Source organism: Algibacter lectus, assembly GCF_004368925.1.
Lineage (GTDB): Bacteria > Bacteroidota > Bacteroidia > Flavobacteriales > Flavobacteriaceae > Algibacter > Algibacter lectus.
The window spans coordinates 594,857-620,101 of record NZ_SORL01000008.1; the positions used below are offsets into that span (position 1 = coordinate 594,857).

20 protein-coding genes are annotated in these 25,245 nt (G+C 32.3%); 14 read left to right on the forward strand and 6 right to left on the reverse strand.

Features of this window, described 5'->3' with window-relative positions; translation table 11 throughout:
* The 10 genes from DFQ06_RS10980 (at position 1) to DFQ06_RS11025 (ending at position 10,664) form a co-directional block, all read left to right on the forward strand.
* A complete protein-coding gene (locus tag DFQ06_RS10980) occupies positions 1-669 on the forward strand; it encodes an acyltransferase (RefSeq protein ID WP_133967708.1) in 669 nt (222 codons plus the stop codon).
* 46 nt (positions 670-715) lie between these two features.
* Positions 716-1,924 (forward strand): hypothetical protein, encoded by a 1,209-nt coding sequence (locus DFQ06_RS10985; protein ID WP_133967710.1) that lies wholly within the window; start codon positions 716-718, stop codon positions 1,922-1,924.
* A 12-nt stretch (positions 1,925-1,936) separates the two neighbouring features.
* A complete protein-coding gene (locus tag DFQ06_RS10990; RefSeq protein WP_133967712.1) occupies positions 1,937-3,193 on the forward strand; it encodes an O-antigen ligase family protein in 1,257 nt (418 codons plus the stop codon).
* Positions 3,194-3,217: 24 nt separating this feature from the next.
* Positions 3,218-4,315 (forward strand): glycosyltransferase, encoded by a 1,098-nt coding sequence (locus DFQ06_RS10995; protein WP_133967714.1) that lies wholly within the window; start codon positions 3,218-3,220, stop codon positions 4,313-4,315.
* A gap of 2 nt (positions 4,316-4,317) precedes the next feature.
* A complete protein-coding gene (locus DFQ06_RS11000; RefSeq protein ID WP_133967716.1) occupies positions 4,318-4,863 on the forward strand; it encodes a putative colanic acid biosynthesis acetyltransferase in 546 nt (181 codons plus the stop codon).
* Complete coding sequence (locus DFQ06_RS11005) at positions 4,856-6,058, forward strand: WcaI family glycosyltransferase (protein WP_162857650.1); 1,203 nt, start codon at positions 4,856-4,858, stop codon at positions 6,056-6,058. Before DFQ06_RS11000 ends, DFQ06_RS11005 begins: the two co-directional genes overlap by 8 nt.
* Before the next feature lie 63 nt (positions 6,059-6,121).
* Positions 6,122-7,522, forward strand: a complete 1,401-nt coding sequence (locus DFQ06_RS11010; protein ID WP_133967720.1) for a nucleotide sugar dehydrogenase — start codon at positions 6,122-6,124, stop codon at positions 7,520-7,522.
* 3 nt (positions 7,523-7,525) lie between these two features.
* Positions 7,526-8,512, forward strand: coding sequence for a UDP-glucuronic acid decarboxylase family protein (locus tag DFQ06_RS11015; RefSeq protein ID WP_133967722.1), 987 nt, complete (start codon positions 7,526-7,528; stop codon positions 8,510-8,512).
* An 11-nt stretch (positions 8,513-8,523) separates the two neighbouring features.
* Positions 8,524-9,873: an undecaprenyl-phosphate glucose phosphotransferase gene (locus DFQ06_RS11020; protein WP_133967724.1), complete on the forward strand. Its 1,350-nt coding sequence runs from the start codon at positions 8,524-8,526 to the stop codon at positions 9,871-9,873.
* An 11-nt stretch (positions 9,874-9,884) separates the two neighbouring features.
* Positions 9,885-10,664 carry a glycosyltransferase family 2 protein gene (locus DFQ06_RS11025; RefSeq protein WP_133967726.1) on the forward strand — a complete coding sequence of 260 codons (780 nt, stop codon included), beginning with the start codon at positions 9,885-9,887 and terminating at the stop codon, positions 10,662-10,664.
* On the opposite strand, the gene DFQ06_RS11030 is transcribed toward DFQ06_RS11025, so the two are convergent.
* A complete protein-coding gene (locus tag DFQ06_RS11030; protein WP_394345343.1) occupies positions 10,645-11,958 on the reverse strand; it encodes a phenylacetate--CoA ligase family protein in 1,314 nt (437 codons plus the stop codon). The two genes, DFQ06_RS11025 and DFQ06_RS11030, sit on opposite strands and share 20 nt — an antisense overlap.
* 152 nt (positions 11,959-12,110) lie before the next feature.
* Between DFQ06_RS11030 and purD the strand changes: the two genes are divergently transcribed.
* Positions 12,111-13,382, forward strand: coding sequence for a phosphoribosylamine--glycine ligase (gene purD, locus DFQ06_RS11035; RefSeq protein WP_133967730.1), 1,272 nt, complete (start codon positions 12,111-12,113; stop codon positions 13,380-13,382).
* On the opposite strand, the gene DFQ06_RS11040 is transcribed toward purD, so the two are convergent.
* Positions 13,377-13,604, reverse strand: a complete 228-nt coding sequence (locus tag DFQ06_RS11040) for a DUF6341 family protein (RefSeq protein WP_042500807.1) — start codon at positions 13,602-13,604, stop codon at positions 13,377-13,379. The two genes, purD and DFQ06_RS11040, sit on opposite strands and share 6 nt — an antisense overlap.
* Before the next feature lie 71 nt (positions 13,605-13,675).
* On the opposite strand from DFQ06_RS11040, the gene DFQ06_RS11045 reads away from it, so the two are divergent.
* Positions 13,676-14,599: a DUF6427 family protein gene (locus DFQ06_RS11045; protein WP_042500689.1), complete on the forward strand. Its 924-nt coding sequence runs from the start codon at positions 13,676-13,678 to the stop codon at positions 14,597-14,599.
* On the opposite strand, the gene upp is transcribed toward DFQ06_RS11045, so the two are convergent.
* A complete protein-coding gene (gene upp, locus DFQ06_RS11050; protein WP_042500692.1) occupies positions 14,588-15,247 on the reverse strand; it encodes a uracil phosphoribosyltransferase in 660 nt (219 codons plus the stop codon). The genes DFQ06_RS11045 and upp overlap by 12 nt on opposite strands.
* Before the next feature lie 72 nt (positions 15,248-15,319).
* Here upp and DFQ06_RS11055 point away from each other — a divergent pair, with 72 nt between their 5' ends.
* Both DFQ06_RS11055 and DFQ06_RS11060 read left to right on the forward strand, forming a co-directional pair.
* Positions 15,320-15,925, forward strand: coding sequence for a DUF4254 domain-containing protein (locus DFQ06_RS11055; RefSeq protein WP_074936489.1), 606 nt, complete (start codon positions 15,320-15,322; stop codon positions 15,923-15,925).
* Between the two features lie 68 nt (positions 15,926-15,993).
* Positions 15,994-17,013: a glycosyltransferase family 9 protein gene (locus DFQ06_RS11060; RefSeq protein ID WP_235833522.1), complete on the forward strand. Its 1,020-nt coding sequence runs from the start codon at positions 15,994-15,996 to the stop codon at positions 17,011-17,013.
* Between the two features lie 6 nt (positions 17,014-17,019).
* On the opposite strand, the gene DFQ06_RS11065 is transcribed toward DFQ06_RS11060, so the two are convergent.
* The 3 genes from DFQ06_RS11065 to DFQ06_RS11075 form a co-directional block, all read right to left on the reverse strand.
* The gene (locus DFQ06_RS11065; protein ID WP_133967732.1) at positions 17,020-20,379 is read right to left on the reverse strand and encodes a VCBS repeat-containing protein; all 3,360 of its coding nucleotides are present in this window, start codon (positions 20,377-20,379) and stop codon (positions 17,020-17,022) included.
* Positions 20,380-20,495: 116 nt separating this feature from the next.
* A complete protein-coding gene (locus DFQ06_RS11070) occupies positions 20,496-22,025 on the reverse strand; it encodes a RagB/SusD family nutrient uptake outer membrane protein (RefSeq protein WP_083415723.1) in 1,530 nt (509 codons plus the stop codon).
* Positions 22,026-22,058: 33 nt separating this feature from the next.
* Positions 22,059-25,079, reverse strand: a complete 3,021-nt coding sequence (locus tag DFQ06_RS11075; RefSeq protein WP_081959129.1) for a SusC/RagA family TonB-linked outer membrane protein — start codon at positions 25,077-25,079, stop codon at positions 22,059-22,061.
* Positions 25,080-25,245 lie beyond the last annotated feature (166 nt).

A 25,245-nucleotide genomic window follows, 5' to 3' on the forward strand; every position in this document is an offset into this window, starting at 1 on the left:
GTGAAAAAAATATTATCCATCATTATTCTCTTTTTTCCATGGAAAATTAGGCGATTCTTCTTAATAAAAATTTGGAAATATGATATCCATTCTGAAGCTAGAATTGGGTTCTCTTATATATACCCAAGAATGTTAAAAATGGCTAAAGGAAGCGAAATAGGACACTTAAATGTGGCCGTAAACCTAGAACTAATGGTTTTAGGAGAAAATGCATCTATTGCACGATTAAATTGGATTACAGGTTTTCCTGTTAATTCAGAATCTTTACATTTTAAACATCAAAAAGAAAGAAGGAGTGAATTAATTTTGGGAGATAATTCTGCTATAACTAAACATCATCATATAGATTGCACAAATCAAGTAAACATAGGGAGCTATGTAACTATTGCAGGTTATTATTCTCAATTACTTACGCACTCTATAAATATTGAAGATAATAGGCAAGATAGTAAGCCTATAAAAATTGGAGATTATAGTTTTATTGGTACTAATAGTGTTATACTCGGTGGGGCCGTATTACCTTCGTATTCTGTGTTAGGAGCAAAAGCCTTGTTAAATAAGGCCTACGAAGAAGAGTATGTTTTATATGGGGGAATTCCTGCAAAACCTGTTACAGCACTTACTAAAGATGCCAAGTATTTTAAACGAACAGAAGGTTATGTTTATTAATACTAGACTAAAAAGAAAGTAATAAAAAAGAAGAACCCATTATTAAATGATAAATACAGATTTTAAAATTAGAACAAAGTTCTCAATAGACTCTTACCTTGAGTTTACTTCTGTTTTAATGGTTTTTATGCAAGGCTTTGTAATTACAGGCCTACCTATCATTGATTTGAAACTCTATTATCTTTTTTTAATTACTAACAGTTTAATGATATATTTAAAATATGGGGTTAAGCTGAATAAGTATTTATTTTTATTCTTAGGGTTTGCTTTGGTACATGGTTTTATAACTTATGTTTTATTTGGTACGCCATTAATTTATCTTATTAAGCAATTTATTGGAATCTCTTTTGCAGCTGTATATTTTAATAATGTTTTCATTGTTTACGATATAAATAAGCTCTTTAAAATCTATCTGAAATTAACAATAATATTCTGTGTTATAGCAATTATTTTTTACCCAACAGGTTTATTAGATAAAGAAACAAACCGAATGGATGGTTTAATGTCTGAACCTTCTAAGTTTATAATTGTTAATATACCAGCATTGTATTATTTCTTAAAACAAAAAAAATACAGGAATGCTTTTATACTGTTTTTAGGTATTATTTTAGCCAAGTCTTCATTGGGATATATAGGCGTTTTAATTATTTTATTATTTCTATTCTTACGAAAGGAAACGTTAAAATATTTAGGTTTTACCATAATCCCGTTCTTTATAGTTATTCCTTTTTTACAGAACAATGATCATTTTCAATCTAGATTAAACTCAACTTTAGAAAACCTAGAAGTATTTCAAACTCAAACATTTTCTAGGCAGGTTAATATTAGCACTTACGCATTATTAAAAAATGGTTACGTAGCAGTAAATAATTTTGGTGATTATATTATAGGCACTGGGTTAGGCTCGTTTGGTTACAGGCACGATTATTATATAAAAGAATTAAATATACCCGATTTTATTTATATTATAGGAATGGACGACTTAAATAGAGAGGATGCTAACTCGTTGTTTTTAAGGGTTTTGTCGGACTTTGGCCTGTTTGGGTTATTCTTTATAATTATATTTCTGTTTCTTGGTTTAAAAGCACATTTCACAAATTATTCCTCAGAGAAAAAAGCTATATGTACAGGGTTCTTTATTTACTTTTTACTAAAATTGATAAGAATGGGACACTATTTTCCTGAAGAAATGTTTTTTTTCCTATTTATGTTCTTTTTTATGCTGCCAAAATTCAAAATCAAAAGAATCAGTTAATTGTATTTTAGAATGTTAAGAAATCTACCTTATAAAAAGTATTTAACAGTTAGTTTTTTGTTTTTTGCAATATTTCCATTGCTGCCAGTCAAATTATTAGGATTACCGGTTATTATATTTTTTATAGCAACCGTAATAAGCTTTTTTTATAACCATAAAAACAACTTAAATTACAAGGTGTTTTTTATAGCAATTATTCCCTATTTATTGTTTTTAGTATCAGCTTTATATTCAGAAGATGTAGGATATGGGCTGGCTAAAGTTTTTGAAACAAGGCTTTCTTTACTTATTGTACCTCTTAGTTTTTTTTTATTAAACAAAGACTCTATTTCTTTACTCAAGTTAAAATGGTCTAAATTTCAATTAATTTATACGCTAAGTTCATTATTACTATCTATAATATATATACTCTACCTTCCTTTTGTAAAAGTCTCTGCCAACCCCCATTTTAGATTTCCATCAGGGTTTTTTTTTAAATCGGCAGCTTCAAATCTTCCCTATTGGAATTTAGAACCTGTTTATTTTTCGCTTATTATTGTTGTGGCTTTTGTACTTGTGTGCAAGTTATTTCATGAAAATAAAATCAGTAAAATTTATTTCTTTTTATCAAGCTTTATATTCTTAGTTATATTAGTGTTAATGATTAGTAAGGTTGCTGTAGCATTTGTTGGCTTATTTTTACTATGGTTTTTGTTTTACCAAGTGAAAATATTAAAATATAGAATTATTGCAGTATCAGCACTTGCATTAATTGCTATATATTCCTGTTATAAAATTCCGTCTATTAATTATGAAATCCAAGAAATATATTATTCAATAAAAGGCGAAAAAAGAACAAAAGATGATTCAACAGATCAAAGAAAACGAGTTACAGAATCTGCTATTGAATTAGCCTTTAAGGTGAATCCTTTTTTTGGTACAGGTATAGGCGATGTGCAAAATGATCTTAATAAGATTTACGAAGAAAAAAACTACAAGGATCTTCTAATAAAAAAGTACGACGCGCACAATCAATTTATAAGTATGTATTTAGGTGTTGGTGCCATAGGAATAATTGGCTTAACACTATTATTGTTCAGCATTATTAAAACATGTATAAACAATCAACTCATTTTTATTTTATGGATTCAGTGTTTTTTTATTTTACAAATGTTCACCGAAACCCTTTTAGAAAGACAAGTACCAATAATTTTATGGTCTTTTATCACTTCATTTGTTTTATTTTTGTATCCATTTAAAGGTAGAATTTTGTCCTATCAAAATAAATAATATAGAATATAACAAAGGCGTTTTATGAAAATTCTGCACATCATTGAAGATTATAGTGTTAATAGCGGTGGTTTAAGGACTGTTGTAAAAGATTTGAATGAACATTTAAACGAATTAGAGAATATTGAGTCCTTTATACTATCCTCACAAGAAGAAAATGGAGATGGTATTTATTTAGTAGACGATGCTAAAAACAAACCTTGGGTGTACTCTAAAAACTGGAGCCTTAAAATAAATGATATTGTATTAAAAAATAGCATAAACCTAATTCATATTCACGGCGTATGGATGTTTCCTCAATATATTGCGGCTAAGTACGCTTTTAAAAATAATATATCTTACATTATATCTCCTCATGGTATGTTTGAACCATGGCTTTGGACGAAAGGGAAGTATAAAAAGAAAATATATTTTAATTTATTAACTAAAAAATTATACACTAATTCGAATAGAATACACGCTATTACCTTTGATGAACAACAAAACTTAACCAAACTTTTTCCAAAATCTAAATTTGTAGAAATACCCAATTTAGTAGATTTTGAGAAAGAAGATAATCTTGAAGAAAGAGACTCAAATGAGAAATATATTCTGTTTCTAGGAAGGTTACATGAAAAAAAAGGGATTGATTTATTAATTAGTTGTTTTGCAGAGTTAAAAACAGATAACATTGTATTGAAAATTGTTGGTAGCTTTAATGAGTACAAATTGGAATTAGACCAACTCGTAAATAAGTATGGAATTCAAGAAAAAGTTCAATTTTTAGGTTTAATAAAAGGTGAGGAAAAAAAGAAAATTTTTAGAAATGCTTTTGTCTTCATTGCACCATCATACTCTGAAGTCGTAGGAATGGTGAACTTAGAAGCTGCTATGGAAAAAACACCAGTAATAACAACGTTTCAAACAGGCTTAAATAAAGCTTGGAATGAAAATGGAGGCTTGTTAATTAACCCTAACAAATCAGAATTAAAAATAGCTTTAAATAAAGTGCTTAATTGGTCGGATGGAGAAAGGAACAAAAGAGGAAGGTTACTTTTCGATTTTGTTAAAAAGCACTATTCTTGGTCTTTAAGAATGAAAGACTGGGTGGAAATATATCATAGAATGATTAATAAAAAATAAGAATGTATCAACTTAAAAACTTTAAAGTTCCTGATAATTTTCGTGGAAAACCAGGATGGTATGTTCAACTTTGGTGGCTTACCCAATCTCTTTTTTTTAAAACATCTCCTCATGTTTTATATGGATGGCGTAGGTTTTTATTGCGCCTTTTTGGAGCTCAAATCGGTAAGAAAGTAATTATTAGACCAAGTGCCCAAATAACATATCCATGGAAGGTTAAAATTGGCGATTATAGTTGGGTTGGCGATGATGTTGTATTATACAGTTTAGGCGATATTGAAATTGGCGAAAACTCTATTATATCTCAAAAAAGTTATATTTGCACTGGTACGCACGACTATTCTAAATCTGATTTTCCAATATTGGCTAAGAAAATTACCATTGGAAACGGATGTTGGTTAGCTACAGATGTTTTTGTTTCTCCGGGAATAACAATAGCTGATGGTGTTGTTGTTGGAGCAAGAAGTACAGTAATTAAAGATTTAGACGCGGCTTCGGTTTACGTGGGCTCACCGGTAAGGTTTATAAAGAAAAGGAATTTTGAGTAAAAGAATCACAATAATAGGGATAAACTATTACCCAGAGGATAGCGCAATTGGATTGTACACAACCCAAAAAGCTGAATATTTGGTTTCAAAAGGATTGGATGTAACCGTTATTACAGGTTTTCCTTACTATCCACAGTGGGAAATTAGAGAAGATTATAAATCTAAAGGCTACTTTGTAAACGAAACCATAAATGGGGTTAAAGTTTATAGAAGTAAGCAGTATGTGCCTAAAGACCCTACTTTTATTAAACGAATACGTCATTTAATAAGTTTTACTTTCGGAAATTTTTTAAATCTTTTCAAAACAAATAAACCCGATGTGGTTATATCCATTATACCATTTACCACTTCAGCACTATTAGGCTGGTTTTTAAAAATTAGATATAAGTGTAAGCATTGGGTGCATATTCAAGACTTTGAATTCGATGCTGCCATAGATTCTGGATTGCTAAAAGGAAATAAAAAAAGTGTTATTAAATTTTTACAAAGTATTGAAGGCTTTGTTTTAAAAAAAGCAGACATTGTATCTACCATAAGTCATGGTATGATAAAAAAGCTAAAAGCTAAAACGGATACAAAAACATATTATCTTACCAACTGGATAGACGTTAGTAAGTTTAGCTCAACAACATTAGAAACGCACCCATATTTAACATCCAATAAATTCAAAATTTTATACTCTGGTAATATTGGGGCTAAACAAGATTGGGACTTCTTTGTAAACGTTCTAAAAAAGTTAGAGAAATTATCAGATGTCGAGGTTATCTTAGTGGGAGAAGGTGCTGAAAAAGAAAACGTACTAGAAAAAATAAAAGACTTTAACTTTGTAAAGCATTTTAATTTGGTGCCTTATGCCGAATTAGCAAGTTTGCTTTCTAGTGCAGATGTGCATATATTGTTTCAGAAAACAGATGTTATAGATACCGTGATGCCGTCCAAAATACTTGGCATGATGGCTAGTGCGAAACCATCAATTGTAACCGGAAACATAAAGAGTGAAGTTGCTATGGTTTTTGAAGATTCACATGGTGGTTTTTATTTCGATGGAGAGTCCACAAATCAGGTTATAGATCAAATTAAGATTTTAAAAGAAGATAAAGCATTATGTACTAAATTAGGTAAAGGTGCTAAATTGTATGTTGAAGAAAAATTTTCTAAAGATAAAGTTTTGAATGATTTCATCGAAAAACTTTAAATTTCTTATAGTAATTATTATTACTGTTCTAGATTTACAATTATCATTAAACGAATAATATAAATGAATATTAAAAACATATGTTGTATTGGAGCTGGTTACGTTGGAGGTCCAACTATGGCAGTAATAGCCAAACAGTGCCCAAACATTAAAGTAACCATTGTAGATATAAATGAAGCCAGAATTGCGGCGTGGAACTCGAATAATTTTGACGCTTTACCTGTTTTTGAACCAGGTTTGGCAGAAATTGTAAAAGAAACTAGAGGTAGAAATTTATTTTTTTCAACAGATGTAAATAAAGCCATTGATGAGGCTGAAATGATATTTATTTCAGTAAACACCCCTACTAAAACATATGGGAAGGGAAAAGGTATGGCTGCCGATTTAAAATATATTGAATTATGTGCTAGACAAATAGCACAAGTGGCTAAGGAAGATAAAATTGTTGTTGAGAAATCAACATTACCAGTGAGAACAGCATCTGCTATTAAAAGTATTTTAGATAATACAGGTAATGGTGTACAATTTCAAATATTATCAAACCCAGAGTTTTTAGCTGAGGGTACAGCTGTTCAAGATTTGTTATTTCCTGATAGAGTATTAATTGGAGGAGATACTGCTACTAACGAGGGGCAGAAAGCCGTACAGTCTTTAGTTGAAATATATACAAACTGGATTCCAAAAGCACAAGTATTAACCACAAATTTATGGTCTTCCGAGTTATCTAAACTTACAGCAAATGCATTTTTAGCACAACGTGTATCATCTATAAATGCGATGTCTGAAATTTGTGAAAAAACAGGCGCCGATGTTCGCGAGGTTTCAAAAGCCATAGGTATGGATAGTAGGATTGGTTCTAAATTTTTAAATGCCTCTGTTGGTTTTGGTGGTTCATGTTTCCAGAAAGATATTTTAAATTTGGTTTATATAGCTAAAAGTTATGGTTTAGATGAAGTGGCCGATTATTGGGAACAAGTTATTATAATGAATGAGCATCAAAAAAATCGATTTTCTGATAATATTGTAAAAACACTTTATAATACTGTTTCTGGTAAAAATATAGCATTCTTAGGTTGGGCCTTTAAAAAAGATACAAACGATACCAGGGAATCTCCGGCAATTAAAGTTGCTGATAATCTCTTAAACGAACAAGCTTTAATTTCTGTGTTTGACCCTAAAGTTGTAGAAGAACGTATTTATGCCGATTTAGAATATTTAAACAGTCGTGATCCTCAAGAGAATAGAACCTTGTTAAGTGTAAAGAAAGATCAATATCAAGCCTGCCATAACGTACACGCCGTTGCTATTTTAACTGAATGGGATGTTTTTAAAACTTACGATTGGCAAAAAATATATAATGGCATGCAAAAGCCAGCTTTTATATTCGATGGTAGAGGGGTGTTAGATAAAACGCTTATGGAAACTATAGGTTTTACATATTACAAAATAGGTAGCGGAAATTAAATTATGAAAAACGTTTTAATAACAGGAGCAGCAGGATTTTTAGGATCTCACCTCTGCGATCGATTCATAAAAGAAGGCTTCCATGTTATTGGAATGGATAACTATATTACTGGAGATCCTAAAAACCTTGTTCACTTAAAAGAAAATCCAAACTTTGATTTTATAGAGCACGATGTTACCGAGTTTATTAAAATTGAGGGAGGATTAGATTATATATTACATTTTGCCTCTCCAGCAAGTCCAATCGATTACTTAAAAATCCCGATTCAGACGTTAAAAGTAGGATCTTTAGGGACTCATAATTTACTCGGGTTAGCAAAAGCTAAAAAAGCAAGAATATTAATAGCTTCAACATCCGAGGTTTATGGCGATCCATTAGTACATCCACAAACAGAAGAATATTACGGTAACGTAAATACTATTGGTCCGAGAGGAGTGTACGACGAGGCTAAGCGTTTTCAAGAATCGATAACTATGGCTTACCATAGATTTCATGGACTCGAAACTAGAATTGTACGCATATTTAACACTTATGGACCACGAATGCGTTTAAACGATGGTAGAGTTATTCCTGCTTTTATGGGGCAAGCGTTGAGGGGAGAGGACCTTACTGTTTTTGGTGATGGCTCTCAAACTAGATCCTTTTGTTATGTAGACGATCAGGTAGAAGGTATTTATCGATTATTACTAAGTGATTATAGCGAACCTGTTAATATTGGAAACCCTCACGAAATTTCTATTAAAGATTTTGCTGAAGAAATAATAAAATTAACAGGAACCGATCAGAAGGTTATTTATAAAGAATTACCTGTTGACGATCCGTTACAAAGGCAGCCTGATATCTCGTTAGCGAAAAAATTACTAAATTGGTCTCCCAAAATCGATAGAGAAGAAGGGATGAAACTCACTTTTAATTATTTTAAAACCTTATCGGCCGAAGAGTTGTTAAAAAGCGAGCATAAAAATTTTGAAAACCATATAAGGAATTAGTCTAATTAAGTATGTTTAAACAAAGCAGATATTCGGGTTTTATAACGCCTATTTCCTACTTATTAGATTTAAGTATTATTATTGGTTGCGTATTTTTGTTCTCCATAAATATTACGCATATATATGGTTTCTTAAGTTATGTTGGTGTTTTCTGGATTATTATAGCATTTACAAGTCATTTTTATGAAGTACATAGGCATACTAGAATAGTTCAAATAGTTGCTTTGCTTTTTAGGCAAATGTTATTTTTTGCTATAATTCTTTATGCTTTTATTGGCGTTTTTAAACAACCAAACATTAGTAGACTAGAATTAGGTAATTATCTAATATGTGTGTTTTTACTAATTAGTTTTTTTAAGTTTCTTATTTTCTTTTTGTTGAATAAGTATAGGTCAACTTTAGGAGGGAATATTAGGAATGTTATAGTAATTGGAGATAACGAAAAAACACGACAGTTAATTAATATTTTCAACAAACGACAAGATTTTGGATACAAATTCCAAAAACAATTTACAGTTAAGGATGACGATTTCTCACTTCAGAAGTGTTTTAACTATGTTATTGAAAATGATATCAACGAAATATATTCATCAGTAGCTGAATTATCTAATAAGCAGATAAACAGATTAGCCGATTTTGCAGATAATAATCTGCGAGAACTTAAGTTTATACCAGATAATAAAGATATATACTCAAGAAAATTGAAGTATGAATATTACGATTATATTCCAATTTTATCATTTCGTAGTATTCCTATTCAAGAGCCTATAAACAAAGTTGTTAAGCGTGTTTTTGATATATTATTTGCGTCTTCTATAATTGTATTTGTTCTATCTTGGTTAACTCCAATAATAGCTATTTTAATAAAACTAGAATCAAAAGGGCCTGTGTTCTTTAAGCAATCTAGAAATGGTTTTAATTATAAAGAATTCGATTGTTATAAATTTAGGTCTATGACGCCTAATGAAGATGCACATTTGCACCAAGCAACCAAAGGCGATATGCGTATAACAAAAATGGGTGCTTTTATTAGAAAAACGAGTATAGATGAGCTGCCTCAGTTTTTTAACGTGCTCTTTGGAGATATGTCTGTTGTTGGGCCAAGACCTCACATGGTAAGTCATACTAACTTGTATGCCCGTAAAGTTGATAAATTTATGGTGCGCCATTTTGTAAAGCCAGGGATTACAGGTTTAGCTCAGGTAAGTGGTATGCGTGGAGAAATAGAAGAAGATAAGGATATTATAAATCGTGTAAAATATGATATCTTTTATATTGAAAACTGGTCGTTACTACTCGATATTAAAATTGTGATACAAACCTTTGTAAATGCAATAAAAGGCGAAGAGAAGGCTTATTAACGCTAAAAATTTTGACAGCTTCAGTTACTATTATAACGCCCATGTTTAATTCTGAAGATTTTATTTCAGAAACTATAAACAGTGTTATAAGTCAAACCTATAAAAACTGGGAACTTATTTTAATAGATGATTGTTCTAGCGATAGTACTTTAAAAATAATTCAACCCTTTTTAGAAATACATACCAATATAAAACTTCTTAAAAATGAAGTGAATTCTGGTGCTGCTGTATCTCGGAATAAAGGGGGGCAACTTGCAAAGGGCGATTACATTGCGTTTTTAGATGCCGATGATTTATGGCACCCTAAAAAACTTGAAACTCAAATTGCTTTCATGCAAAAAGAAAACTGTCATGTTTCTTTTACTAGTTATCAATTAATTGATCAAGACGGAAAATTACTAAACACAGAAGTGAAAGCGCTAAAGAGTTTAAGTTATCCCAAACTTTTAAAAAGTAATTACGTTGGAAATTTAACAGGTATGTATAACGCTAAAGTTTTAGGTGAAATAACAGCTCCTAATCTAAGAAAACGTCAAGACTGGCTCTTATGGTTGGCTGCAATTAAAAAGTCGGGAAAAGACGCTAGAGGTGTTCAAGAGCCCTTAGCTTATTACCGTGTGCATCAAAATTCTATGTCTGCTAATAAATTGAGCTTAGTAAAACATAATTATTGGGTTTATAAAAAAGGGCTAGGCTTTTCTACTTTAAAATCAACTTGGTGTATGTTGGTGTTTTTGAGAGAACATTTTTTTGTGAAATCGAAGCAAATTGTTAAGCTAAATAAGAGCTGAATTGCTTTAGTTTCCCGCTTTTAGAACGTGTTAGTTTTTCTTTTCTTTCAAAATTTACAACAAGGTTTGGTTCTAAATATTTCGAAATGGCCTTTTTGATTTCAGTAGTATGCTTTTCTGTTAAAGATGTTTTACTAACATAACTAATTTTAAAAGTATCTAATTTCAGTTGCTCAATAATAAACTCTTTTACGTTACCGGAGTTTTCCATAATGGTTTTTGTAACGTAGTAAAATGTAAGTCCCGCAGCTTTTTTTCCGCTAGGGAGTTTAACTAAATCGCTAGTTCGTCCTATTAATTTTTTAAGTATGGGTTTTTGCGGTGTACTTATATTAGATAGCATACCAATATCGCCTAAATCGTACCGAATAAAGGCATGTGCTTTATTGTAAAGCGACGTAATAACAACGCGTCCTTCTTCGCCGTAAGGTAGAGCATTGTTCTTGTCGTCTAGAATTTCAATAAATAAATCTTCGGTATTTACAATCCATTCGTCTTTTTGGTTTTGGAAAGCAATTAAACCAAGTTCTGCAGCACCATATTCGTTAATAACGGGAATGCCAAGTTGTTTTTCTAAAAGGGTTTTGTCTGTAGTAAAAAGCATTTCAGAAGTAACAATGCAAGCTTTTAATGATGGACAAATAGTTTTCAATACAATATGTTTTTGTTCTAAATATTTTGCGAATTGAACAATAGAACTTGTATAACCATTAATATAATCGAAAGATGTGTTTCTGAATTTTTCTACATTCTTTGCTAGTTGCTCATCGCTTAAATCGAAAACCGAAAACCGAAAACGATTACTTAATTCATCCTTGATACGTTCTTTGTAATAGCCTTTTTTATCTAACGGAATGCCATAAAACCTTGCCTGTTTAGATCGATTTAAATCTAAATTAAACCAACTATATCTATCCATAAAATTAGACCAAATTAAAGCATGGCAAAATTTATCTTTAGCAAAAACAAAGGGTGTGCCCGAGGAGCCTGAAGTTTTATTGATAAAAATGTTTTTAGTTGAAAAACCATTAGAAAGCCTTTGTTCTAAAGGTTGCTGTAAGTCATATTTGGTCATAACTGGTAATGTGTCCCAGTCATTCACATCTGCATGTTTTGCTAAGTCTCTATAAAAAGGATTATGTTTTAAATGATGGTTAACAATAACTTGTTTTGATGTTTCAAGATATGCATCAAAATCTAATTCTTGCTTTTTTTTAATCGTTTTCAAAAAGGCTTGAGCTTCCTTTATCGGGAAGCCTTTTAATTTTAAAGACAAGTTGAATAATTTCAAAATAAAAGTAAGTAAAATAGTTTTTGTAAAGTAAATAAAAAATATTCGTGTTTTCGTGGCATTAGTTTTATTTTTGTCTTTTGAAAATTACGAAAAAACAATAATCAATAATTTGTTATTTCCGTGTAAACGGAAGTAGAAAAACATTAAAAATAATGAACATATTAATTCTTGGTTCAGGCGGAAGAGAACATACATTTGCTTGGAAAATTGCTCAAAGTCCTTTATGTAATAATCTGTTTGTTGCTCCTGGGAATTCGGGAACAGCAAATGTGGCAACCAATGTTAATATTGGAGTAACCGATTTTGAAGCTATAAAAGAATTGGTGGTAGACAAAGGAATCGATATGGTTGTTGTTGGTCCTGAAGATCCTTTAGTACAAGGTGTTCACGATTTTTTCTTGAATGATGATGCTATAAAGCATGTCTCTGTTATTGGGCCGCAAAAAGTAGCAGCAGAATTAGAGGGAAGTAAAGAATTTGCAAAAGAATTTTTATACCGCCACAACATTCCAACGGCAGCTTACGAGAGTTTCACAAAAGAAACTGTTGAAAAAGGTTATGATTTTCTAGAAACGTTAAACGCGCCGTACGTATTAAAAGCAGACGGATTGGCTGCAGGAAAAGGTGTTGTTATTCTTAATGATTTAAATGAAGCTAAAGCCGAGCTAAAAAGCATGTTGGTTGATGCTAAATTTGGCCAAGCTAGTAATAAAGTAGTTATCGAAGAATTTTTAGACGGTATAGAATTAAGCTGTTTTGTGTTAACTGATGGTGAAAACTATAAAATTTTACCAACGGCTAAAGATTATAAGCGTATTGGTGAAGGAGATACTGGTTTAAATACTGGTGGTATGGGAGCAGTGTCTCCGGTACCGTTTGCTACCGATGAGTTTTTAAGCAAAATAGAGGAACGTATTGTAAAACCAACAATTGATGGCTTTAAAAAAGATAACTTACCATATGTAGGTTTTGTATTTATCGGCTTAATAAAAGTTGGTGACGACCCAAAAGTTATTGAATATAACGTGCGTATGGGGGATCCGGAAACGGAAGTTGTTTTACCTAGATTAAAGAATGATTTTGTTGAAATTCTACAAGCTATGGCAAACGGTACTTTAGATACTATTAACATTGAAATAGACGAGCGTGCTGCAACAACTATTATGTTAGTATCTGGTGGGTATCCAGAAGCTTATGAGAAGGGTAAGGAAATTATTGGTGTTGATACTATTGAAGATTCTATCGCTTTTCATGCAGGGGCACAACTTCAAGATGGTAAAATTGTAACTTCTGGTGGACGTGTTATGGCTATTACATCGTATGGAGATACGTACCAAGAGGCCATAAAAAAATCTTACCAAAATATAGATAAACTACATTTTGATAAGATGAATTATCGTAAAGATATTGGATTCGATTTATAGGTAAGAATGAGCAGAGATACTTTTATCTTCCTCATTATTATCGCTAAAGCTTTTTAATTGTAACATCCAGTAAACCATAGCTGCAAAGCCAATGATTACAAAAATCCAAGAAATAGTACTTGCTGCGAACCAGTTTTCAAGTTCTAAAGCTTTTAAAGCATCCATAGGAGTTAAAAGAACATTAACAAATAAATCCTGTATTGCGTAAAAGAAATCTTTCATGTGTGGTATATTATTTTCTAACTTGGTTAGATTGTTAGTATATTTACGTAGCAAAAATACAAAAAGAGTTAATGATTACAAGTATTTTTAGTAAATCTCAACCAATAAATTTCATTATCGTATTTTTCATTACGTTATTGGCATTTGTTGTGGGAAGATTAGGTTTGCCAACCGAACACTTCACAGCGCTTTTTATCTTAGAAGAACTGGGGCTGTTTTGTGTATGTTATGCTTCTATTTTACTTGTTAATTTTATAGTTAGTAAAAACAGTTTAAGCAGAAAAAGTAACTACGAAATCTTGTTATTTAGCTTGTTTTTATTCACATTAACACAAACTACAAGTAATATTAATATTCTGTTTTCTAACTTTTTTGTATTGTTGGGTTTGCGACGTGTTATAAGCTTACGCTCTCAAATTGAGGTGAATAAAAAATTATTTGATGCCTCATTTTGGTTTGCTATAGCTGCTTTATTTTACTTTTGGGCCATCTTGTTTTTTCTATTAATTTTAGTGTCTTTAGCGTTTTACAATGATATAAAAATAAACCATTGGGTAATTCCGTTTATTGGAGCAGCAACGGTTTTTATTATTACTTCGGGCATTTCTATTATGCTTTACGATAGTTTTTTCGATACGTTTAAGAGCTTGCCAGAAATAAGTTTAAACTTTAATAGTTATAATTCAGCTGCATATATTGTTGCTATAACCATTCTATTGTCTTTTGGTATTTGGTCGTCTCTGTATTACATAAACAGTATTAAAGAAAAGAAAAAAGCATTTAGAGTTTCCTTTAAATCTATTTTAGTTTCTGCAATAATAGCTGGTGTAATTGTAATATTGGCACCGGTAAAAGATGGTAGCGAATTCTTGTTTGTTTTTGCTCCGTTGACTATAATTATTACCAATTACATCGAGATTATAGAAGACAAATGGTTTAGGGAAATATTCCTTGCTGTTTTATTTATTTTACCTTTTGTACTGCTATTGCTGTAGTTTTTCTCCAAAAGCTAAATCGCCAGCATCACCAAGTCCAGGTATAATGTAGCCTTTATTATTCAGCTTTTCGTCAATTGCAGCAATCCATAAATGAGTGTTTTTGTCAAAATGGTTTTCAACAAAATCGACACCTTCTTGTGCGCCAATTATACAAGCTAAATGTACTTCTTTTGGTGTTCCAAATGGTTGTAAAGCCTCAAAAGTAGCAAGCATAGATTGCCCTGTTGCCAACATGGGATCTGCAAGAATTAGTGTTTTGTTTTCTAAGCTTGGGCACGCTAAATATTCTACTATAATTTCAAAACTTTCCGGCTCATGTTTATGGTGTCGGTAAGCTGAAATAAAGGCGTTTTCGGCAGTGTCAAAATAATTTAGCAAGCCGTTGTGTAAAGGTACGCCCGCTCTTAAAATAGAACAGAGCACAATGTTATTATCAATTTCATTAATAACACAATCTCCCAAAGGTGTTTGTATTGTAGCGACTTTAAAATTGAAAGATTTGCTCATTTCATAACCTAAAATTTCACCTATACGCTCAATATTTCTACGGAAACGCATACTGTCTTTTTGAATGTCAATGTTTCTCATTTCAGAAAGAAACGTGTTGAGTACGGAGTTTTGTTCAGATAAATGATGAATATGCATGATGTTGTTCGAGTTTCTAACAGTAAAGTTAAGTAAATATCAAGTATATTTGTACTTTAAAATTTATACAATATGTTTACAACTAAAGCTAATAAAATTTTTCAAGAGGTTATTGCAAAATACCACATTATTAATACAGTCGATCAGCCTTTTACTAACGCTTACGCGGAAAGTGATTTACTAGAGCATTTGCTATATAGAAAATGTTGGATTGATACAGTGCAATGGCATTATGAAGATATTATTCGTGACCCACAAATAGATCCTGTAGCAGCGTTAACTTTAAAGCGTAAAATTGATGCATCAAACCAAGATAGAACGGATATGGTAGAATATATCGACAGTTATTTTCTTGAGAAATACAAGGATGTTGAGGTTAAGGAAGGTGCAACTATCAATACAGAAAGTCCAGCTTGGGGTGTCGATCGTTTATCGATTTTGGCTTTAAAAGTATACCATATGAATGAGGAGGCAACACGTACAGATGCTACCGATAGTCATAGAGCTGCTTGCCAAACAAAACTAGATATTTTGTTAGAGCAACGTGTAGATTTGTCTACAGCAATTGATACGCTTTTAGCCGATATTGAAAAAGGTGATAAATACATGAAGGTGTACAAACAAATGAAAATGTACAACGACGATGAATTAAACCCTGTATTAAGAGGGCAAAAATAATTAGTGAAATTATAAAACGGACGGTGCTTTATTTTGGCTCAGTCCGTTTTTTTTAGTGCTTAAATTAAATGGTTAAACCAAAACAACACATATTAGTTATTCGCTTGTCTGCTATGGGAGACGTGGCGATGACGGTGCCTGTTTTACGCGCTTTAATTAAAAATTATCCAGACATAAAAATTACGGTTTTAACACGAGAGTTTTTTGCGCCATTTTTTCGAGATTTATCTAATGTTACCGTTTTTCCGGCTGAAGTAAAAAAGAGGCATAAAGGTGTTTTGGGGCTTTGGAAACTTTCAAATGAATTAAAAGTTTTTAAAATTGATGCCATTGCCGATTTGCACAATGTTTTACGAAGTCAAATTCTAAAATTATTTTTCTTCGGAAAGCAGACTATACAGATTGATAAAGGCAGAGCCGAGAAGAAAGCTTTGGTTTCTGGTGAAAATTTTCAGCAACTAAAAACCACGCATCAACGTTACGCTGATGTTTTTAATAAACTAGGTTATAATTTAGATTTGTCTAATCCAACCTTTCCTGAACGCGCCGTTTTAAGCACAGAAATGCAAGTGTTTTTGGGACATAATTTTAAAAAAATAATAGGTATTGCTCCTTTTGCTGCTCATGCAGGTAAAATGTATCCTCTAAACTTAATGAAACAAGTTATTGAGGCTCTTTCTAAAGATTATCAAATTGTTTTATTTGGTGGAGGTAAGCAAGAAATTGAAGCGCTTACTGCTATTGAGAACAGCTTTGATAATGTTGTAAACGCTGCTGGAAAACTTAATTTAAATGAAGAATTAGACCTTATTTCTAATTTAGATGGTATGTTGGCCATGGATTCTGGAAACGCGCATATGGCAGCCATGATGGGCGTAAAAACAATAACTATTTGGGGTGTAACACATCCGTTTGCTGGTTTTGCACCATTTAATCAACCTAACGATTATGCTTTAGTCGCTAATAAAGATGAATTTCCCGAAATACCAACTTCTATTTTCGGTAATAAATATCCAGAAAACTACAAAGAAGCTGCGGGAAGTATTACTCCAGAAACAGTGGTAAGAAAAGTAACGGAGGTTTTTTAATTAAGCTTAGTTGTTAACTTTAAATAAATTGTGTGTATCATTATTGTTGGCAACTATAATAATCTTTTCATTTCCAGTTTTTACTACAATCATATCTCTAATATCTTTATCTACAAAAAAGCCTGTTTTAAGATGTGATATATAATTGAAACCACCTTTATTATTACCTTTTAAGAATGCTCCCGTTCCTGCATCGGCGCGTGTTGTTTCAACCTCAGACTGGTAATTATTTCCAGCAAGCAATAAATCTTTAGATCCATCTTTATCAAAATCTTCATATAAAATACTATTTATTGGGAATGTTTGTACCTGGTTTGAAAATGGCGAAAATGTAAAGTTATTATCTCCTTCATTAATAAAAATACCAGATCTAAATTCAGTTGCTTTATAGTGTAATGCCGATTTTATGCCAGGACCTAAAATACCTTCAAGGTCTCTATTTGCAAAATCTTGATAGCTTTTTATTTTAGATTTTAAATGTGGTACTTGTTGAGCTGTACACCCTTTTCCTCTAACAGGCACTTGTTTGTCTTTATAATATTTTGCTAAAAAGACGTCTTGCGATCCATTATAATCAAAATCTGAAGTGTAAATATGAAATGGTTTTTCTTTGGAAGCATGAAATTTGTAATTTAATCCCAAATTGCCAGCTACAATATCGTTATCTCCATCGTTATCAATATCAGTTATTAGAAGTTTATTCCACCATCCCTTTGTGTTGTTAAGTAATTTATAAGCCTCAGATTTTTCTAATTTTCCGGATGTATTTAGAAATATTTCAATACCCATCCATTCCCCAGTTACAATTAAATCTAAATCATCATCTTTATCAATATCAAACCAATTAGCATCGGTAACCATACCGATAACTTCTAATTCTGGAGCAAGAGTTTTTGTAGCGTTTGTAAACGTACCATTATCATTAATTAATAGATAACTTTCTGGAGAAAACGGATATTTCCCGGGTATAACACGGCCTCCGACAAAGAGATCTATATCACCATCATTGTCATAATCTGAAGGGGTTACTACAGAGCCCGCAGAGTAAATTTCTGGTAAATTAGTAGATTTGGTGAATTTGCCAGTGCCATTGTTAATATACAATCGGTCTTGCAGCATTTTTGGGTTTTTGTCAAATTCATAACTACCACTTACAACGTAAAGGTCTAAATCTCCATCATTATCAGTATCAAAAAACGTAGCGCTAGTATCTTCCTGGTGTTTGTCTTTTGTGAAAATGTGATTGTTCCCATTTTTAAAACTCCCGGAATTCTGGCCCATTAATATGTATCCTGCTTGGTTGTGGCCACCACCTATAAAAACATCTTCATTACCATCGCCGTTAATGTCTCCTTTTGCTAGTGCTGGTCCTGTTTGAGATAATTTATGAGGGAGAAGTACTTGTTTCTCATAATCATTAAAATAAGGGTCTTTATGGCCGTAATTTGATGCCATAGCTTTAAATAGTGTTTTTTGTGTTTCTAGCCCTGTTTCTAAGTTTAAGCTGGCATCCTTATAATTTATTTTTAAGGATTGGTTGGAAGCTACATTTTGCAATTCTTGTCTTCTACCATCTTGCCAAAGTATTTCAACTTTTTCAATAGTATTTAAATGCCCTAAGCCAAGGTGTAACTTATTAGAAACACTAGATAAAAAGCCTCGAGTATTTATAAGTTGTCTAACTATTTTTTTATCTTTTTCTGTGTGTATAATAGCTTTTACGCCTATGCCAAACTTGTTTTTTTCTGGACCAGAAAAAGTTATATTTAAGAAGTTTCCTTTGTTTAAATCGGTAGCATTGTTTTTTAAAATTGTTGCTTCGTCGTTAATATTATTTACAACAATATCTAAATCACCATCGTTATCTAAATCGGCATATACAGCTCCGTTGGAGAAAGTAGGGGTTTGATCTACCCAAGTATTAGAGGCGTCTTCGAAAGTTAAATTGCCATTGTTTTTAAAAAAGTAGTTAACCAATTTTTGTTGAGGTAGCATTTTTGCATAATTAAGAAAATCTTCTTTAGTAGGCTTTCTTCCATTAGCCCTCAATTGTTCTAGTATTTTATTGTTAGAATCTCTATCTATAACATCTCTAAAAACACCGTTGGTAACATAAATATCATTTAATCCATCTAAATCAAAATCTGCCATTAATAATGCCCAACTCCAGTCGGTATCACCAACATCGGCCATTTTAGAAATTTCGCTAAAGGTGCCGTTACCATTATTAAGTTGCAGCATATTATGCATGTATTGGTAATGATATCCACTATTAGTCATTTTTTCAAATTGACTAATAGATGTCATTCCCATAGTTGTTTTAGAGCGTATATAGTCTTTTGGATTCATGTCTAACGTCATCAAATCTAAATAGCCATCATTATTAATATCAGCAACATCTCCGCCCATACTATTAAAAGCCATGTGTTTTACAACATGTTCTCTGTTTTCTGTAAACGTGCCATTACCGTTATTTACATATACAAAGTCTGGCATATTGAAATCGTTATTTACATAGATATCAAGCCAACCATCATTATTTAAATCAAGTACTTGTGGATTAAGCCCAAAGGCTATTTCTGGTAGTATACCTGCTTTTTTTGTTACGTTTGTAAAATGGCCGGTACCATCGTTATTATAGAGCCTATCGCTACCTTTAAGTTGAATAGTTTTAGGGTCTTTTTGAATAGTTTTTAAATCTAAAACTTCAGTTTGGTTTCGGTTTACAACATCGGCTGCGTTAGAAACATAAGCATCTAAATCATTATCATTATCATAATCGAAGAAAATAGTATGAATGGTTCTATTGTTATCTGCTAAGCCCAGTTCTTCTGCTTTTTCGGTAAACGTTAAATCGCCATTGTTAACGTAAAGTAAGTTGGCGAACTTGTTGTCTTCATCAATCCAACCTCCACGGGAAACGTATATATCTAAAAGGCCATCGCTATTAACATCTACAAAGGTAACGCCCGTATCAAAACCTTCTTTGTGTATAATTCCTGCTTGTTTTGAAATATCTTCAAATTGAAAATTGCCTTTGTTGAGGTATAATTTATTACCATTAGAATTTGAAGTGAAAAATAAATCGATTAAACCATCATTATTTATATCTCCACTTGCAACCCCACCTCCAATATACATGTAGTTATATTGAAAGTAATTGGCATCGATGGTTTCATTAAGTTCGTTAATAAAATTTATACCTGTATCTTTTGATAGAAGTTTAGTAAATAGTTGATTTTCAGTGTTTTTTTTTGTTTCTAATGAATCGTCTGGTTCAACATTTTTACAATTAAAGAACGATAAATTAACAAAAAGAAATATTAATAAATATCTAATAATTTTGAGATTTATAGTATGTTTCATTTTTTGAATAAAATTTGTTAATAATTATAAAAACATAATTGGGTAAGTTAGAAAATAAAAAAGCGATAAGGAGTACTAATTTCTTACCGCTTTTTAAACTAAAATAAATAAATAAACTATTTTTTTAAATTAGGATTTAAATCAACCTCATTTTGCGGAATAGGAGCAAAATAATTGTCGGTACCTAAAGATCCTAAAATAGGATTTTGAACGTCTAAAAGGACTCCGCTAGAATTACGGGATACTTGTGGGTCTCTGTTAGACAGGGCTTGTTGAACGCGTTCCGTTCTAACCAAATCGTTCCATCTTATCCATTCGCCTGCAAATTCCCATTTACGTTCCATGAATGCTAATTCTGCGATATCTCCACTAGTTAAATCTACCGAAGCATTTGCTGTGTTGTACGGTAATCCAGCAGCTCTTCTTCTAATTTTGTTAAGGGCTTCCCAAGATGCAGGAGTAACATTTCCAGAACGACCTGATGCTTCAGCATAAATTAATAATACTTCAGCATATCTCATATAAAAATCATTTCTATCCGTATTGAAATCAGATAGTGGGATATCACCTTCTGGACCTGCTATTTTTTTGAATACAGGTGTTGCTTGATCTGTAAAATTTTCCCAATTGCCCCATACGCCATCAGTTCTATATGTTGCTTCTTTACGTGGGCCTTCAGGGAAATCTTCAAAAAATCTAATTTCAGCAAAAGTTTCTTGCCAACCACCAACATCTGATGGGTTACCTAATTTACCATATTTACGGTTATGCAATTCGCTAGCTTTATTATAAGCTATAGTCCAAATACTTTCGTTATTAAATCTATTTGAGAGCAACCATAAGTCTTCTAGATCATCAACTAAAGCAAAACCATGAGAAGATGCATTATTCATTACGGTTTGTGCACTTGTTGCTGCTTGTTCATATTTAGATGTGTCTTTCGCAGGAAACCCAGCCCAGTCAAGGTATAAACGTGCTAGTAAAGCTCTTGCAGATCCGGAATTTGGACGAGGAGCACCAGGCTGTACATTTGGATAAACAGCTGGTAATAGTGTTTCAGCTTGTAATAAATCTGCTTCTATTTGAGCATAAACTTCCTCTTGTGTAGATAGTCCAATTTCGAAATCGGGAATAGAAGTTAATGGTAAAGGAATAGCACCATGTATTCTAGTTAAGTGAAAAAACATAGTTCCTCTTAAAAAATAAATTTCTCCAAGTAATCTATTTTGGGCATCTTGATCGGTTAATTGTAAACCTTCTGAACTTTCAAGTACATTATTTGCGGCCCTAACCATAGCGTAGATATCTCTCCAATTTGAAGAAATTCTTCCATTAGTAGGAGCTATTGAGCGTTGATCGAACTCTCTAAAATCTTCTTTATTACTTACACGATGTGTAGTAATATCATCGCCGGACCAACCGTTAACAAAAAAGGTAGACCATTGTGATGCATTTCTTAAACGAGAATAAATACCGGTTACACCAAGTTCTAATTCTTCTTGAAGCGTGTATTGACCTGGAGCCAACCTCGAAAGGGTTGGGTCTTCATCTAAATCTGCGCAACTTTGTATTGATAATACTGACAATAGAATAAATGCAGATAGCATCTTTGCATTTGTCAGATTGAAAAATTTAATGTTTTTCATAATTTGTAATTTATATTTTTTTGATATTTATTTTTAAAATCCAATTTTCACACCAATAGAGAAGGTGCGTGGGTTTGGATACGCTCCAACATTAATACCTGCAGCAGTATCAACATTACCTCCTGCGTCTGCACTTGCTGGTTTAGATGTATGTTCAGGGTCATAACCCGAATAATCAGTAATTAATAATAAGTTTTGACCAGAAGCGTATAGTTTTAAATAATCAATAGAATCAACCACATTATCGAATGTGTAACCTAATGAAAGGTTGCTTAATCTAATGAAATCTCCTTTTTCAACATATCTAGTAGATCCAATTTCATTTAAACCTCCAGCAGGAATATCTGTTTCGTTTGTAGATGTCCATTGGTTAACTTGGTCAGCGGCTAAGAAACTTCTTTGGTTACCCGTATTACCAACAATAATACCTTGAACGGCGTTTAATACATCAAACCCGCTAACACCTTGAAAAAGTATGTTTAAATCCCAACTTTTGTAAGTAAGCGTATTATTAAATCCCCAAAAAGTGTCTGGTGTTCCATTACCTATATTGCCAAAAACTAAATTATTATCTTCATCTAATAAATATTTGGCATCACCTGGAACAGCAATTGGGTTGCCTGATGAGGCATCCACAGGGATGTTATCGGTAGATTTCCATGTGCCAAGAAAAGTAGTTCCCCAAAATTGTCCAATAGGTTCTCCAACCTGTATTCTGTTCCAGTAGCGTTGTTTTCCATCTACACTTTCAAAAGATCCTTGAATTTCATCAACACCACCTAAGTCTACTATTTTATTTTTAACGTGAGAGAATGTTAAGGTAGAATTCCAATTAAAATTATCATTGTTTATAATAGTGCTAGTAATAGAGATATCGAAACCTTTATTTTCAATTTCGCCAATATTTTGAGTAATGAAACCTCCTCCGTTGGTGTCTGGTACAGGGACATCTAATAGTAGGTCTTCTGTTGTTTTATTGTAGTAATCTAATGATATGTTTGCTCCACCATTAAATAAGCCAAGGTCTACACCTACGTTGGTTTGCGTTGTAGTTTCCCAGGTTAAATCTGGATTTCCATAACCATCAGGAGCAGATCCAGGAACAACATTGGCACCATCAAAAGCATATGTGCTATTTATTGTTATGGTTGGAAATGTGGTATAAGGTGCAACATTCTCGTTACCTACTTGTCCCCATCCAGCACGAAGACTCAACCCGGTTAGTACATTACCATCTTCTAATATATTGTTAAAACTATATTTAGCAGATAAAGAAGGGAAAATACCATTTCGTTTTCCTTCACGGAATTTAGAAGATGAATCGGAGCGTACAGTACCTGTTAGGAAAAACTTTTGATCAAAATTATATTCTACTCTACCCATTAGAGATTCAATGGATGATTTAGTAAAATTATTATTGAAATTTCTTGCTGCGGCAAGTTCTCCCAAGTAGTATCCTAATGGTAATGATAAATCATTCCCGTTATAGGCATTCCATTTATCTTCAAAACCTGAAAATTCATAAACACCAGTTGCTTTCACATCGTGCTTATCAGCAAATACTTTGCTCCATGTAAACACATTACTTATTTGATGTATGGTTCTTTTAGTATTTCCAAAAGACACATCATTTAATGGATGATCTAATTTATAAGATTCAGTTCCAGAATTAATAGTAGTAGCACCTGCGAGTAAAGTATAGCTTAAATTATCAGTTATATCATATGTTAAGTTGAAATTGGCGTTAAGCCTATCATTTACATTTTGAATATCAGCAGTATTTATGTCCTCAACCGGATTTTGATTTAATGAGGCTAACGCATTTAGCGAGAACCTATTGTAATTACCGTTGGCATCAAATATTGGTGTTGTTGGATCCCAAGTAAGTGCTTTAACCACTAAGCTACCTTGAAATCTATTTAAGTCAACAATGTCATTTGTAGTTGTTGCTCTTGTAGTGAAAATGTTTAAACCAACTTTAAGTTTGTCTGATATATTGGTGTTTATATTAGCACGTAAAGCATATCTTTCATAGCCTGTGTTTTTTATTATACCATCTTGGTTAACATAATTTCCAGAAAGGAAGTAGTTCATATTTCCTTCAGAACCACTAGCAGAAAGTTGGATGTTGTTAGAAATCCCTGTTTGGAATATCTCTCTTTGGTAGTCTGTACCTCCCGTAGATTCTAGGTTGCTAATGTCTGCATCTGTAAAGATTCCAGAGCCACCAACACGTATTCTTCTACTGTTTTCAATTCTTGCGAAATCTGCAGCTCCAAGAACAGGCAGGTATTCAGGTACTTTTGAAATAGTTGTGAAATAATCCACATTTATTTTTGATTTTCCTTTACCCTTTTTTGTAGTGACCATAATAACACCGTTGGCACCTCGAGAACCATATATGGCCGTAGCAGAAGCATCTTTTAATACATCCATGGTAGCAATGTCATTCGGGTTAATTGTACTCAAATCACCTCCAATAATACCGTCAATAACAACCAAAGGGCTATTGTCTTGGTTTATGGAGTTAACACCACGAACTCTTACTTTAATGGCGGCTCCAGGAGCTCCACCTTGTTTCGATACGGTTACCCCAGCAGCTCTACCAGACAGGGCGTCTTCTACTCTTGTTAGTGGTTGTTTTTCAAAAGATTTTGCAGATACTTGTGAAACGGCACCTGTTAGATCACTTTTTCTTGCAGTACCATAACCTATAACGACAACTTCATCTAGTTGTGATGAGTCTTCGGCCATAGTAACTTTAATAGACGTTTGGTTTCCTACAGTAACCATTTGCTTTATGTACCCAAGAAATGAAATCTCTAATACATCTGTAGTTTTTGCATTGATAGTGAAATTACCATCAAAATCGGTAACTGCTCCTTTTGAAGTTCCTTTTACTAGAACATTTGCTCCTGGAACACCTATGCCAGATTGATCTACAACAGTACCGGAAATGGTTTGTTGCGCTTTAGCTTCATGAAAGCCCATAAATAAGAGTAAAACCCCGAGTAAGAAGCTTCGTTTAAATAACTTGGTAATTTTGTTTTTCATAATTGTTTAGTTTAGTTATACTATTTTTGGTTCAGTGCATTTTGGTTTAAAAATGAGTGGTTATTTTTTTAATATCACTGATACTATAGTTATACTATGCAAGTACAGAATATCTGACTATTAGGAGTATAACATATGTTTTTTTTCTGGAAACAGATGTTTTTGT

Excerpts from the sequence above, each read along its gene's own strand:
- DFQ06_RS10985 (WP_133967710.1), top strand. The coding sequence starts at position 716 with ATGATAAATACAGATTTTAAAATTAGAACAAAGTTCTCAATAGACTCT.
- DFQ06_RS10990 (WP_133967712.1), top strand. The coding sequence starts at position 1,937 with ATGTTAAGAAATCTACCTTATAAAAAGTATTTAACAGTTAGTTTTTTG.
- DFQ06_RS10995 (WP_133967714.1), top strand. The coding sequence starts at position 3,218 with ATGAAAATTCTGCACATCATTGAAGATTATAGTGTTAATAGCGGTGGT.
- DFQ06_RS11000 (WP_133967716.1), top strand. The coding sequence starts at position 4,318 with ATGTATCAACTTAAAAACTTTAAAGTTCCTGATAATTTTCGTGGAAAA.
- DFQ06_RS11010 (WP_133967720.1), top strand. The coding sequence starts at position 6,122 with ATGAATATTAAAAACATATGTTGTATTGGAGCTGGTTACGTTGGAGGT.
- DFQ06_RS11015 (WP_133967722.1), top strand. The coding sequence starts at position 7,526 with ATGAAAAACGTTTTAATAACAGGAGCAGCAGGATTTTTAGGATCTCAC.
- DFQ06_RS11020 (WP_133967724.1), top strand. The coding sequence starts at position 8,524 with ATGTTTAAACAAAGCAGATATTCGGGTTTTATAACGCCTATTTCCTAC.
- purD (WP_133967730.1), top strand. The coding sequence starts at position 12,111 with ATGAACATATTAATTCTTGGTTCAGGCGGAAGAGAACATACATTTGCT.
- DFQ06_RS11040 (WP_042500807.1), bottom strand. The coding sequence starts at position 13,604 with ATGAAAGATTTCTTTTACGCAATACAGGATTTATTTGTTAATGTTCTT.
- DFQ06_RS11045 (WP_042500689.1), top strand. The coding sequence starts at position 13,676 with ATGATTACAAGTATTTTTAGTAAATCTCAACCAATAAATTTCATTATC.
- upp (WP_042500692.1), bottom strand. The coding sequence starts at position 15,247 with ATGCATATTCATCATTTATCTGAACAAAACTCCGTACTCAACACGTTT.
- DFQ06_RS11055 (WP_074936489.1), top strand. The coding sequence starts at position 15,320 with ATGTTTACAACTAAAGCTAATAAAATTTTTCAAGAGGTTATTGCAAAA.
- DFQ06_RS11060 (WP_235833522.1), top strand. The coding sequence starts at position 15,994 with ATGGTTAAACCAAAACAACACATATTAGTTATTCGCTTGTCTGCTATG.
- DFQ06_RS11065 (WP_133967732.1), bottom strand. The coding sequence starts at position 20,379 with ATGAAACATACTATAAATCTCAAAATTATTAGATATTTATTAATATTT.
- DFQ06_RS11070 (WP_083415723.1), bottom strand. The coding sequence starts at position 22,025 with ATGAAAAACATTAAATTTTTCAATCTGACAAATGCAAAGATGCTATCT.
- DFQ06_RS11075 (WP_081959129.1), bottom strand. The coding sequence starts at position 25,079 with ATGAAAAACAAAATTACCAAGTTATTTAAACGAAGCTTCTTACTCGGG.